Consider the following 12,782-nt stretch of genomic DNA (forward strand, 5'->3'; position numbering starts at 1 on the left):
GTGACCGACCGTGACCGAACCGAAGACGCGCCCGACCGCGACGCCGCGCCCATGGCCGAGGACCCCGCCTTCCGCGAACCGGCGGTCGACGAGGAGACGGCCGAGGCCGTCCTCGAGGACGCGTTCGACGACGGCCCGAACCCGCTTGAAGCAGGGGACGGTGATCGGACCACCGGCGACGACGGCGACGCGGAACGCGACGAGTCGGAGGCGGCCGCGCTGTTCGACGCGCTCGAGGGTGACGGGCGAGGCGACCGCCGCGAGGCCGAGCCGGAACCGGAGGAGGCGCTCAGCCAGCCCCTCCTCGAGGAGCGCCAGCTCGGCGCGGAGGAGCGACTCGAGTTGCGCGAGGCCTATGGGCGGGTCCGAGCGTTCTTCAAGACGCGGCCGGAGCGATATCGCGGGCTACAACGGCGGCTCAAGCAGGCCCGGATCCGGGCCACCTACGACACGTATCTGACCGACAGCGTCGGACTTGCCGCGATCGCGGCGATCGGCGCGTGGGTCGTCGCGTTCCTCGCGCTCCTCGGGTTGGCGCTTACCGGGACGCTGGCCGACGTACTGGGGCCGGTGTTCGGCCTCGCCGGTATCACTCGCGATGTCTTCCTGACGGCCCCGCTGCTCGTGGCGGGGCTGGTAGTGCCGGTCGTCTGTTCGACCGTCGCCGCAAGCGCCGTCTGGATCGGTCGGAACTACTACTACCCGCGCACCGTCGTCGCGGCGCGACGCCGCAGCATCGCGTTGAACCTCCCCTACGCGATCACGTTCATGTACGCGCTGACCAGCGGCGGGATGAACGTCATCGAAGTCTGTCGCCGACTGGGCGACAGCGAGGCGGTCTACGGCGAGGTGGCAAACGAGTTCGACCTCGTCGTCCGCGAGATCGACCTGTTCGGCAACGACCTGTTGGGGGCGCTCGACAACGTCCGGACGCTGACCCCCAGCGACGAGTTCCGCCGGTTCCTCGACGACCTGCTGGGCGTCATCGAGTCCGGCGGCGATCTCGAGACGTTCCTCGAGGCGGAATCCGAGGAAGCCATCGACGACGCACTCGAGGCCCAATCGTCGTTCATCGAGACGCTGGGGATGCTCAGCGAGGTGTTCGTCGTCGCGTTCGTCGCCGCACCGCTGTTTCTGATCGTCGTCCTGATGGTCGTGAGCTTCCTCGGCGCGGAGACGGTCGGCGCGATAGCCGTCCTCGTCTACGTCGGCTTCCCGCTGGCGATGGTCGGTTTCTTACTGCTCGTCGATCTGCTCTCGCGGCCGTTCGAGGTGCCGACGGCCACGCTCGCGGATGCGGACGACCGGACGATCGATCCCGAGGCCGTCGCCGACGACCCGCGGTTCGCGGCCTACGAACGGGCCAAGCGCGATACCGGCGTCCGGGCGTTCCTGTCGGACCCGTTCCGGGCGATCCGACGCCAGCCGCGGCTCTCGCTGGCGGTGACGGTGCCCGCCGGCCTCGCCGTCGCCGGCCTCGCGATCCGGTCCGGGATGGCTGAACCGACCGTCGCCGGGGTCCTCGCGGCCCCGCTGCAGTCGACCGTCGGGCTGGCCGTCGCGCCGCTGGTGACCGCGACCGCACCGCTTGCAGTCCTTCACGAGCGCGAGCGCCGGCGGACCGAGACGATCACTGAGCGGTTCCCCGACGTGTTGGGCATCCTCGCCAGCGCGAACCAGATGGGGGTCGACGTCGTCGACGCCTTCGAACTGGTCACGCGGTGGGCCAGCGGGACGCTCGCGGTCGAACTCCGTCGTGTCCGCAACGACGTCGCGTGGAACCACGACCTGACCGGTGCCCTGCTTTCCTTCGCCGACCGGCTGAACGTCCCCCAGCTTACCCGGACGATGACGCTGGTCGCCGAGGGAAGCCGCTCGAGCGGCGACCTCCACGGCCTGCTCGAGATCGCGGCGAAAAACACCCGGGCACAGGCGAAGATCGCCCGGGAGCGCCGTCGCGAGGTCGGTTCCTACGTGGCGATCGTCGTGATCGGGTTTCTGGTCTACCTGCTGGTGATCGTCATGATCAGCGCGAGCTACCTGACGCCGATCGCGGAGTTGGCCGCCGAGTCGGACGCGACGGCGGCCACGGCGGAGAGTCCGGTTTCGCTGGGTGACATTCCCGTCGATGCCTACGAGGCCCTCTTCCTCCACTCGGCGCTCATTCAGGGGTTCGGGAGCGGACTCATCGCGGGGAAATTAGCCGACAACGACGTCGTCAGCGGCCTCAAGTACGGGCTGGGACTGGTCGTCCTCACCGTCGTCGCGTTCTACCTCCTGGTGTAACCATGATGGGACCTCACTCCGACGACCGGCACGGCACCGACTCGCGACCGATCGGGCGGTTCGGCGGCCCCGGATCGGGCTCAAATGCCGATCGGGCCGTCTCGCCGGTAATCGGCGCGATCCTGATGTTCGCGCTCGCGCTCGCCTTGCTCGCGCTCCTCCAGACGACGGCGATCCCCGCACTGAACGAAAACCTCGAGTTCCAGCACAACGACCGGGTCCGAAGCGATCTGGGCGAGGTCGACGGAGCCGTCGATCGGGTGGCCGCGTCCGGCAACGGGGAGACGGTCGCGATCGGGGCCGGACTCCGTTATCCGCCGCGGCTGTTCTTCGTCAACCCGCCGCCGGCGTCCGGGACCGTGCGGACGACCGACGCCGGGACCGTCGCGATCGACAACGCCGCGGCGGCCGGCGAGACCGGCGACTACTGGAACGGCACGCCGCAGACGTTCGGCACCCGCGCGCTCGAGTTCGTCCCCGACTACAACGAGTACGGGGGCGCACCGACGACCGTCGTGGAGCCGTGGGTCCGCTACGACCGGTTCGACGAGCGAGCCGTCACGCGGTCCGAGCAGGACCTCGTCGACGGTCGCCGGCTCGACCTCGTCGCGCTCGAGGGCGAGCGGTCGGTCTCGCGGGCGGACGACGTTTCGGTCGACGTCGACCCGACCAGCGCGCCGGCCCGGACGGTGACGGTTAGCGACCGAGGCGAGCCGATCACGCTGACGCTGCCGAGCCGGCTCTCCGAGGACGAGTGGCGGGACCTCCTCGCGGCCGAACTCGATCCCGCGGGCGATTCCGATGACGACCGGTACGTCACGAGCGTGGACTGTCAAGCGGCCCCGCCCGATCCCTGCGGACAGGTGACCCTGACCCTCGAGGAAGGGGCGACCTACGAACTCCGGCTCGGGGCGGTCGCGGTCGGCAGCGGAGCGAGCCCCGAGGGGGCCGCGTATCTCACCGACATCGAAGGAACGGCGACGGCGATCCCTGAAAGCGGCCGCCAGCGACTGGTTGTCGAGGCCCGCGACCGGTTCGACAACCCCGTCAGCGGCGTGACGGTAACCGGCAGCCTCGCCGGTGACGGAACGGTTCGGCCGGTCGAGCCGGTCACCGACGCCGAGGGTCGGGCGACGTTCGTCTACGAGGCCCCGGCCGACGTGGACGGGACCCGCGACGTCGAGGCGACCCTGCGGTTCGGCGACGGATCCGCACGGACCGTGCCCTTCGACGTTCGGGTGATGGACCGCGGCAACGGCGACGCGTCGTCCGTCGCGCCCAGTGCGACGATCACCGACGTAGTCGCGAATACCGGCGGGAACGACCGCTACGACGTCACGCTCAACGCGACCGACGTCAACGGGGACCTCGCAGGGGCCACGTTCGAACTGCGGGATCCCGACACCGGAACGCTCATCGAACGGGTCGAACGAAGCCTGCGCGGCGACGCGGACACCGCGAGCGCGAGACTAACGGCACGCGGGACCGACCGCCGCAGGAGCTACCGGATCGTCGCGACCGTCACCGACGGGGCCGGCAACGTCGCGAGTGACGAGCGGATCGTCAGCGGCTGACGCCAGCCGCGGCAACGGGCGACCGCCACCGTGCCCGTTCGAACGCAAGTCTGTTTTAGGTCCGTCCCCTCAACGGCGAGTATGGAGTGTCGTCACTGCGCGTCGCCCCTCGAGAAACCCGGGGACTTCTGTCTGGTCTGCCGGGAGGCGAACACGGAAGCGATCGTCCTCGAGGCGGCACGCGACAGGGCGACGATTACGATGCTCGCCGGCGAGCCCGACGAGCGCGATCCGGACGCAACCGACCCCGAGGACCTGGTCCTCGGGGAGACGACGATCACGACGACGCCGGAAGACGGCGAGAACGAGCCGATCGAACTCCGGAACTTCGCGGGGCTGATCGGCGACGAGATCCGCCGCAAGCGCCCCGAGGAGGTCTACGCCGGCGGGACGCGGGCGGTGATCCGCGCCGTCCGCGAGGACGTCCACCACCCGTTCTACCGGGTCGACGACGACGATCCCGTGCAGGCGGTCCTCGAGCGCCGCGGCAATCGTGCGCTCGACGTCGTCGAGACGCCGCCGGCCGAGAAGATCGGCGGCAGCCACTCGACGCTGATCGGGGGCCGAACGGGGATGAGCGCCATCCAGACCGTCGCCGGCCACCCACACGTCAAGAAGGTGATTCCCGGCCCCATCGACGCCGGCGGCAAGGGCTCCCAGTCAGGCATGCGCGCGAAGGTGACCCGTGCCGACGACGGCGGCAACGTTCGCATGCTGCTCCGAGACGGTTCGAGCGTCCAGGAGAACCGCGTCGTCACGACCGCCCGCGACCGCGAGATGGGCGAGCGCATCCGCGAGGACTTGAACGACGTCCTCTCGGACGCGGAGTTTCAGTGACCGCGACGGACCGACTCCGCCGCCGGTCGTCCGGCCGTGACTCTCTCGAGGCAAGTATTGTACCGAATCGATGGAGGAGTCAGTTCCTGCTGGTTGTCGGAGTCTTAATGGGGCGGTCGTAATTAGATATAATTAGCATGCTCGAGCGACCGGACGCGGTACTGACGCTGATCCCCCTGCTGGCAGTCAGCGGCCTCGGGATTCGGACGCTACTTGCGGCCCCGACCGTCGGGACGGGGCTGGTCACTGCACCGCTTGCCGTGGCCGGCTACCTCGCCGCGCTCGCCGTCGTCTTTCTGGAACTGCTCGCGTGGCCGATCGCCGAACGGGTCGGCGGCTCGTGATCGCCGACACGGGGAGTGCAGGGATCGGTGCGACTCAACAGGTTTAAGAATCCGCTGCCGATAGTGACGGTCACTATGGCCAAGAAAGGAAGCGTCGGTAGCGCCGGCCGCTTCGGTGCCCGCTACGGTCGCGTCGCGCGACGCCGCGTCAGCGAGATCGAAGACGACATGGAAAACGCCGAGGTCGACGGCGACGACGTCACCCGCGTCGGGACCGGCATCTGGAAGAACGAGGAGACCGGCAAGGTCTTTACCGGCGGTGCCTACCGCCCCGAGACCCCCGCCGGCCGCACCGCCCAGCGCTCGATCCGCGCTGCCCTCGCAGAGGACGACGACGAATAACTCCCTTCGGTACTCAGTATGAGTTACAAATGCTCCCGCTGTAAACGCGACGTCCAACTCGACGAGTACGGCGGCGTCCGCTGTCCCTACTGCGGCCACCGCGTCCTCCTGAAGGAACGCAGCCGCGACGTCAAGGAAGTCGACGTTCAGTAACGTGGCCGCCCACGAGGCGACCCTCGAGTTCGACTACGACCGGCCATCGCGGGCCGCGCTCGTCGCCGAATCGGTCGCCCGCGAGATCGGCGAGATCGACGACGACCGCTCGCGGACGACCCTCGAACGGACGGACTCGCGCGTTCTCGTCGAGATCGACGCGGACGACGTCATCGCCCTTCGTGCGGCGTTGAACACCTGGTTCTCGCTGATCGACGTCGCGGAACGGACAGCCGACGTCGGCGAGACGGCACTCGAGTCCCGATAGCTCTACGTCCCCTGTACCGGCAGGCAACGGGGTCTTCGTTCCCGTCACCGAACCCGCCCTATGGCCGACCGGAACGGAACGTGGCTCGGGCTCGACGCCGCCGCCAAGCCGCTGGTGATCGCCGGGCTCGCACTCGGCATCGGGCTGGGCGGGTTTTTCGACGGCATCGTCTTTCACCAGATCCTCCAGATCCACAACATGCTCTCGTCGTATCCGGACGCGAGCGTCGCGACTGATCTGGAACTCAACGTGATGGCCGACGGGATCTTCCACCTCGCGACCTACACCTTCACGATCATGGGCGTGGTCCTCCTGTTTCGCGCGTGGCGGCTGCCGTCGGTACCCGGGTCCGGACGAACGCTGCTCGGCGCGTCGATCATGGGCTGGGGCGTGTTCAACCTCGTCGAGGGGCTCGTCGACCACCAGCTACTCGGACTCCACCACGTCTGGCCCGCCGGCCCCGGCCCACTCTTGCTGTGAGACATGCTCTTCCTGCTGTGGGGGCTACTCTTCCTGGGCGGCGGCTACCTCGTGATCCGAACCGACAGTGTGGCCGCGCCGACGGCCGGCGACGACGCCGTCGCGGCCGACGGGCGTGGCCCTGAGTAACGCGGCTCGGGCGGGCGTCGACCGGTTGCGATCGGACCGGAAGACAAAGCTGGTCTTTATCAGTCCGGAGGGCGACGGTCGAGACATGCAAGGAAATCTGCCTCCTGAAGCCCAGGAGAAAATCGAGCAGCTCCAGGACCTGCAGGAGACGGCACAGGAAGTCGCCGTCCAGAAGCAGGAAGCCGAATCGAACCTCACCGAGGCCAAGAACGCCCTCGACGAACTCGAGAACATCGACGAAGGGACGACGATGTACCGAAACGTCGGCGAACTCCTCGTCGAGACCGACTACGAGCAGGCCGAGGAGGACCTCGACGAGAAGGTCGACTCGCTCGAGATCCGCCTCGAGACCTTAGAGAAGCAGGAAGAGCGCGTACAGGACCAGTTCGAGAGCCTGCAGGAGGAACTCGAGGATATGCTCGGCGGCATGGGCGGCGGACCGGCCGGCCCCGGCGGCCCGGGCGCTGGCGGCGCGTAAATGTCACCTGACGAGCCGTCCGACGAGACCGTCGTCCGGACGGCCGCCGACGCCGCGGAGGGCGTCATCTTTTCACAGTACAAACAGTCCGACGTGCGCGATTACGACGTCACCGTCGTCTTCGAGGACGGCGTCTTGGAAGTCGACGTCTACCTCAACGCGCCGGAGGGCGAGGACGAGCCCGACCCCGAGCGGGTCGCCGACGACGCCGCGCTCACTGCGCGACAGGCCGTCGACGACCTGTTCGAGGCCTAACGGCTCACCTCAGCGGTCGGGATCGCCCCTTCTCTCGACTCACCGATCCAGAGAACCGCTACCGACGAACGCGAGTCCGATGGCACCGACGAGCAGCACTACGCTCGCGACGGACTCCGGGAGGGGACCGATGGAGTCACCGACGTACCCGACCGCAACGAGTGCCGCTACGACAGCGGCGGGGATCGGATGTGCCACCAGTTGTTGTTCGAAGGCTCTGAGCCGCCAGTACACCATCTCGAGGCTCGAGGCGACGGTCGCCCCGAGCGGCCGGTTCCCGTCGGGGTTTTCGGCCGGTTCGAACGCCTCGAGATCGCTGTCCTCGACGGTGACGATTTCGCCGGTGTTGACCCGCCGGCCGTCGGCGTCGCCGACCCGGAGCAGGGTCACGGCGTCGCCCGTCCCGACGACGCGGTAGATTCCGCCCGGGTAGTCGCCGTCGGTCGGTCGGACGTGATCGCGCATGGAAAGTGACTGCATACCGGTACGGCGTCGCCGGAACTACGTAATACTGGAGGCTCGACCGCGAGCGGAGACACGGTCGTCACCGAGGCCGAGCGCCCGCTACGTCCGCCGGCCGTCGGGAGCGAGCAACTCGATCGGATGCGGCACCTCCCGCTCGAGCAGCGTCTCGAGCTGGTCGCCACACGACGTGCCGGACGCGACGACGGTCTCGACGTCCTCGACCTGCGTCGCCAGCCGTTCGCCGACGTCCACGCTGAGTTCGTAGTACTCCCGCTTGTAGCCGAAGGAGCCGGCCATCCCACAGCACTCGGCGTCGGAGGTCGTGGGCGCGTACCCACACTGCTCGAGGACGGCCACGGTGGGTGCCTCGAGGGCGAGGGTCCGCTGCTGGCAGTGGGAGTGGTAGGCGATCGGCTCGGCCCCGTCGCCGGTCGACAGCGCCGAGGGATCCGCGCCGTTCTCGAGCAGGCCGTAGACGTACTCGCAGATCTCGTAGCTGTTCTCGCGGAGCCGCTCGAAGGAGGTCTCGGGGAGCAGGCGCTCGTACTCGCGGTGCATGGCCGCCAGATCCGACGGCTCGACGACGACCACGTCCCGATCGGCATCGAGGTCCTCGGCCACGGCGGCGTAGAGCCGGCTGGCCTGCTCGTCCGCCGTCGCGATCATCCCCTGGGAGAGGGCAGCGCGCCCGCTCTCGGGTAGGTCCGGCACACGGACCGGGACCCCCAGCGCCTCGAGGGTTTCGACCGCGGCCTTCCCGCGCTCGACGTCGACGTAGTTCGTGTAGACGTCGGGGTAGAGGACGACCTCGCGCTCGAGGTCGGTCCCGCCGCTCCGAGCGGCGGCTTGGTCCGCCCGTCGGCTCGAGGCGGCGACGCCACCTCGGTCCTCGAACCAGTCGACGAGCGACTCCCGCCGGAAGGTCGGCAGGTCGCGCCGGCGGTCGATCCCGAGGGTTCGCTCGAGGGCCGCGCGGACGGGACCGGCGTCGGCGAGCCAGTTCGAGACGGGTGCGGTCGCGCTGGCGGCCTTCGCGACGGTACCGATGTTGCCGAAGAAGCGCTTGCCGGGATCGAGCCCGCCCGACTCCGCGTCGGGAGTGAGGCCGTCGACGAGGAAGTCGTAGGACTCGGGCTCGCTGCTGCGGTTCACGCGGTCCCGGACGACGGTGTTGATCCACGGGATGTCGATCTTCACCGGGCAGGCGTCGACGCAGTTCGTACAGCCGGTACAGAGGTCGTTGAACTCGGCCGCCGACTCCTGCCCGTGGACGCCGGCCTCCCAGCCGGTGGCGATCCCGCCCGAATACGTCTCGCCGCCGAAGCCGTGGCCGCCGACGGACTGGAAGTTGGCACACGAGTTCGAGCAGGCCCCACAGCGAATGCAGTACAGCGTCTCCCGGAGCTGATCGTCCTCGCGCATGTCCATGCGGCCGTTGTCCAGCAGGACGAGGTGGAAGTCGCGGTCCGGGTCGCCGGTCCCGTCGGTCGCTCCAGCGCCCTCTGCTCCATCCGCGCCGTCACCCGTAATCGGCTCGTCCGGCGAGTCGAAGGAAAGCGTCGGCGAGTCCGTCGGCGGCGACAGCATCGTCACGTACTGGGAGATCGGCTGGCCGGTCGCGCTCTTGGCGATGATGTCGACGAACGGCTCGAGGTCCGACAGCGTCGGGATCAGTTTCTCCACGCCGGCGACCGCGACGTGGGTGTCGGGCGTGACCGCACACTTGCGGGCGTTGCCCTCGTTGGTCACGAGGGTGATCGTCCCGCTGTCGGCGACGACGAAGTTCGCGCCGGTGATCCCCACGTCGGCGTCGGTGATGATCTCGCCGAGGTGGTCCCGGGCGAACCGCGTGAGTTCCTCGGCGGTCTCGAACGGCTCGTCGGGGTCGAATCGCTCGTTGAACAACTCGGCGATCTCCGCGCGGGAGATGTGCATCGCCGGGCCGACGATGTGGGAGGGCGTATCGTCCGCGACTTGGAGAACCCACTCGCCGAGGTCGGTCTCCGTGACGTCGATCCCCTCGGCCGCGAGCGCGTCGTTGAGGTCGATCTCCTCGGTCGTCATCGACTTCGATTTGACGACCGATGGCGTGTCGGTCTCCCCGGCCACCCCGTTCTCCTCGGTCCGGTTCTCGACCACGTCGGCCACGTAGGCGTTCGCGTCCGCGGCGTCGTCGGCGACGTAGACCGTGCCGCCGTTCGCCTCGACGGCCTCGCGGACCGTCTCGATCAGGTCCGGCAGCCGGTCGATGGCATCTTCCTTGATCGCCCTGGCCTCGGTTCGCAGTTCCTCGATGTCGTCGGTCGCCTCGTAGGTCACATTGCGGCGCTCGTTCGAGTGACTGGCCTGTGCGTGGATAGCTTCGCCCTCGGTCTCGAGCAGGTGGCGGATGCGATCGGCCGTCCCCGCGCGCGATCGTTGTGCCATCTTATCGGTCCTCCAGGACGATCACGTCGACATCGCCGGGGCCGTGGACCCCGTGGACGAGGTCGCCCATGTCGGCGGTCGCGCTCCGGCCGGTCGCGAAGACGACACTGTCCCGGCCCGCGTCGAAGCCCTCGGCCAGCCGCTCGAAGCCGGCGCTCAGATCGGGGACGACGTCGCTCTCGGCGACGACGGCCACGTGGCGGTCCGGATAGAGGCTGATCGGCTCCGCCCCGTCGGCCGTCGACTCGACCGCGACGGTGCCGTACTCCGCGACGGCGAACCCGACCGGCGTGACGCCGGTCCGGGCCGCCTCGAGTTCCCCCGCAGTCGGCTCAGTCGTCACGCTCGCGGGGAGCGAGACGCCCTCGAACGGCAGTGACGCGCCGACTGCCGGCTCTTCGACGATCCGTTCGATCCGCTCGCTCGCGTCGGCGGCCGACACGCGCTCGAGGCCCACCTCGAGTCCCTCGAGTGCGCGTTCGAACCGACCGACAGTGTCGACTGTCATCGTCTCCCACATCCGGGCGGACCAGCAAGAGCGTGACGGTCGGGCCGACACCCGCTGGCGACCACCACCCAACGGGATAGCGTCTCGGTTGGATCGACGGCGGATGCTCCCGATCGCCTGGCAGGCCAACTCGACTCGCGGTTTCTCCCCGTCCTCAATCGCGCCCTCGAGCGTTACGAGAGGACCTCACGGAGGACAGCGACGATGTCGGGTGTCGCGCGGGCCATGCCGGCCGTCAGGCAGTACAGGGCAACCGGCGTCCGAACGGCGTTCAACTCGACCGACTGCCCGGTGGCTTCCCGCAGGAGCTGATCGGCACGCTCGAGTCGCTCACACAGGTTCGACGCTACCCAGCGCTCGAGCGCTCCCGCGTCGAGCAGCGATTCGATCGCGGTGATCGCGTCGTTTCGCCGGTCGGCCACGTCGTCGACCGTCTCGATCACGATCGGGTCTCCCGTTTCGATCCGCGACCGGAGGCGCTCGAACCCCTCGATAGCGACGAGATTTCGGGCGGCGTCCCGGACGTAACGGGCCGGTTCCCTAACGGGGGTGCCATCCCCCACGGCTTCGATCTCGTATAATGCGAACTCCAGTACCGTTGCGGATGTCGACTCCGGTTCGATATCCCGGTCGACGTACTCGTGGGGGTCGGCCGACAGCGGGTCGGGCAACACCTCCCGTCTGTCAGACCGACGGTCGGCGAGCGACGCTGCAGCCTCGGAAAGCGCCGCTCGCTCGGCGTCCTCGAGCGAGTCGACGAGCGTCTCGTAGGCATGTGACGCGTCCTCGAATGCCGCGCGGCTGGCCTCAAGACGAGCGGCCATCGCGCCGACAGCGAGCGACGGAGCCGGCTCGTCGACGTCCGATACCGACGCCAGTTCGTCGGCCGCAGTATCAAGCAGCGAAGCGACATCGGCGTGGGTCCATACCGCCGCGATCGGGTCCGAACCGACGAGAAACACCCGCTCCTCGTCGAACGACTCGAGGCTCGTTCGTTGTGCGTCCGTCGCCTCGAGGATCTCCGATCGGGTGCGTCCCTCATCGATCGCTGCCCAGATGCCGGCCGCGTCGGCAGCGCTCCGTCGGGCCAGCCGAAGGCGCTCGAGACGAGCCCCGATCGTCGGTTCGTCGGCGGCCGCGTTGGCGTGTTCACGCGCGTCTTCTCGATTGGACTCGAGCCGCCGCCGAATCACCCCGTTGGGAACCGTTTCGGTACCGATCGGTTCCGGAATCGGCTCGAGTAACATCTCGACTCGTCGCGCGCTGGCTCGGCGGTACTCGTCGGTTACCGACAGGCCAAGCCCGTGACTGACGGTCGGGCGGTCGGTGTCATCGACGAGCGCGGCGAGGCGGTCGCCGTCGAGCGAGGCGGAGAATCCGGGGAGCGCGCTACAGCCGGCGAGCGAGACCGCGAGGGATCCCACCGTCCCGAGAAGCGCGCGTCGTGACGTGACGATACTGGATCGATCGCTGCCGAACGTCATGTCTCGCCGCCCTCCGCGGCCGTTTCGTTGCCGGGGGTCGTCCCGTCGGTATCGTTCGCGTCCCCGGCCGCGTCGGCCGACGAGCCGCAGTCGTCCGGAACGGTCACGTCGAACTGGTCACCGATATCGATCGGGTTCAACGTGTCCGGCACGCGGACGAGCGCCGCAACCCACTCCTTCCCGTCGGCGTCACAGTCGACGTCATACTTGTAGAGCGGGTGACAGAGGGATATGGTAAGGCGGTCGTCGCTCCACGAGACGGCACGCGGTTCCACGCGGCGACAAGTCCCGATCTCCAACTGCACTATGGCGACTGACGCTTCGTCGTAGGCCGTCTCCCGAAGGAATGCCGCCACGTCGTCGCCGGCACCGTCGTCGGCGAACGTGAGGCCGTCGACGAACTGCTCGCCCCAGACGAGATACCGTGCCGGCTGGGACGAGAGGATACTTAGATCGGCGGACCAGTAGCCCACCCCATTCGTCTTGTCGAATTCGACCGGTCGTGTCGGTCCTCGGACGACCGTCGTTTCGGGGTCGCGGTCCTCGCAGTTCGTCTCACACGTTGGGCTCCGATCCTCGAGGAACTGCGCCACTTCCGATTCGGTCGTACAGCCGGCACTGCTCGCGAGCAGTGCGGTCGTCGCACAGAGGAGATCGCGTCGGCTCCGGGTTCCCATCGCATGAAATAATCCATATAAATATCATAAATTTTCCCCTTTGCGGGACGGTGAGATACCGTTCGAAGCCGGTCG

Annotated in this window: 14 protein-coding genes and 1 pseudogene; 10 read left to right on the forward strand and 5 right to left on the reverse strand. The window is 68.4% G+C overall.

Features of this window, described 5'->3' with window-relative positions; translation table 11 throughout:
* From ACERIM_RS02880 to ACERIM_RS02925, 10 genes and pseudogenes are all read left to right on the forward strand, one after another.
* Positions 1-2,286 (forward strand): type II secretion system F family protein, encoded by a 2,286-nt coding sequence (locus ACERIM_RS02880; protein ID WP_373631154.1) that lies wholly within the window; start codon positions 1-3, stop codon positions 2,284-2,286.
* 2 nt (positions 2,287-2,288) lie between these two features.
* Positions 2,289-3,860, forward strand: a complete 1,572-nt coding sequence (locus ACERIM_RS02885; protein ID WP_373631155.1) for an Ig-like domain-containing protein — start codon at positions 2,289-2,291, stop codon at positions 3,858-3,860.
* An 81-nt stretch (positions 3,861-3,941) separates the two neighbouring features.
* The gene (locus ACERIM_RS02890; RefSeq protein ID WP_006649460.1) at positions 3,942-4,697 is read left to right on the forward strand and encodes a DUF2103 domain-containing protein; all 756 of its coding nucleotides are present in this window, start codon (positions 3,942-3,944) and stop codon (positions 4,695-4,697) included.
* 137 nt (positions 4,698-4,834) lie between these two features.
* Positions 4,835-5,041: a hypothetical protein gene (locus ACERIM_RS02895; protein WP_006649459.1), complete on the forward strand. Its 207-nt coding sequence runs from the start codon at positions 4,835-4,837 to the stop codon at positions 5,039-5,041.
* A 75-nt stretch (positions 5,042-5,116) separates the two neighbouring features.
* A complete protein-coding gene (locus ACERIM_RS02900; RefSeq protein ID WP_006181150.1) occupies positions 5,117-5,383 on the forward strand; it encodes a hypothetical protein in 267 nt (88 codons plus the stop codon).
* Between the two features lie 18 nt (positions 5,384-5,401).
* Complete coding sequence (locus ACERIM_RS02905) at positions 5,402-5,536, forward strand: DNA-directed RNA polymerase subunit P (RefSeq protein WP_006181151.1); 135 nt, start codon at positions 5,402-5,404, stop codon at positions 5,534-5,536.
* Between the two features lies 1 nt (position 5,537).
* On the forward strand, positions 5,538-5,804 hold the full coding sequence (locus ACERIM_RS02910; protein ID WP_006181152.1) for a KEOPS complex subunit Pcc1: 267 nt from the start codon (positions 5,538-5,540) through the stop codon (positions 5,802-5,804).
* 60 nt (positions 5,805-5,864) lie between these two features.
* Positions 5,865-6,413: pseudogene (locus ACERIM_RS02915) on the forward strand (DUF2243 domain-containing protein).
* An 85-nt stretch (positions 6,414-6,498) separates the two neighbouring features.
* The gene (locus ACERIM_RS02920) at positions 6,499-6,891 is read left to right on the forward strand and encodes a prefoldin subunit beta (protein WP_015299147.1); all 393 of its coding nucleotides are present in this window, start codon (positions 6,499-6,501) and stop codon (positions 6,889-6,891) included.
* Complete coding sequence (locus ACERIM_RS02925; protein ID WP_006649455.1) at positions 6,892-7,146, forward strand: hypothetical protein; 255 nt, start codon at positions 6,892-6,894, stop codon at positions 7,144-7,146. It begins immediately after the preceding gene.
* A gap of 39 nt (positions 7,147-7,185) precedes the next feature.
* Here the strand turns inward: ACERIM_RS02925 and ACERIM_RS02930 are convergent, their stop codons facing one another.
* The 5 genes from ACERIM_RS02930 to ACERIM_RS02950 form a co-directional block, all read right to left on the reverse strand.
* Positions 7,186-7,626 carry a hypothetical protein gene (locus ACERIM_RS02930; protein ID WP_373631157.1) on the reverse strand — a complete coding sequence of 147 codons (441 nt, stop codon included), beginning with the start codon at positions 7,624-7,626 and terminating at the stop codon, positions 7,186-7,188.
* 84 nt (positions 7,627-7,710) lie between these two features.
* Positions 7,711-10,038 carry an LUD domain-containing protein gene (locus ACERIM_RS02935; protein ID WP_373631159.1) on the reverse strand — a complete coding sequence of 776 codons (2,328 nt, stop codon included), beginning with the start codon at positions 10,036-10,038 and terminating at the stop codon, positions 7,711-7,713.
* Between the two features lies 1 nt (position 10,039).
* Positions 10,040-10,546, reverse strand: a complete 507-nt coding sequence (locus ACERIM_RS02940; protein WP_006649452.1) for an LUD domain-containing protein — start codon at positions 10,544-10,546, stop codon at positions 10,040-10,042.
* A gap of 173 nt (positions 10,547-10,719) precedes the next feature.
* A complete protein-coding gene (locus ACERIM_RS02945) occupies positions 10,720-12,030 on the reverse strand; it encodes a hypothetical protein (RefSeq protein ID WP_373631160.1) in 1,311 nt (436 codons plus the stop codon).
* Positions 12,027-12,707 (reverse strand): hypothetical protein, encoded by a 681-nt coding sequence (locus tag ACERIM_RS02950; RefSeq protein WP_373631161.1) that lies wholly within the window; start codon positions 12,705-12,707, stop codon positions 12,027-12,029. Before ACERIM_RS02950 ends, ACERIM_RS02945 begins: the two co-directional genes overlap by 4 nt.
* Between the last annotated feature and the right edge of the window lie 75 nt (positions 12,708-12,782).

The sequence above is a fragment of the Natrinema sp. H-ect1 genome (genome assembly GCF_041821105.1).
Taxonomy (GTDB): Archaea; Halobacteriota; Halobacteria; order Halobacteriales; family Natrialbaceae; genus Natrinema; species Natrinema thermotolerans.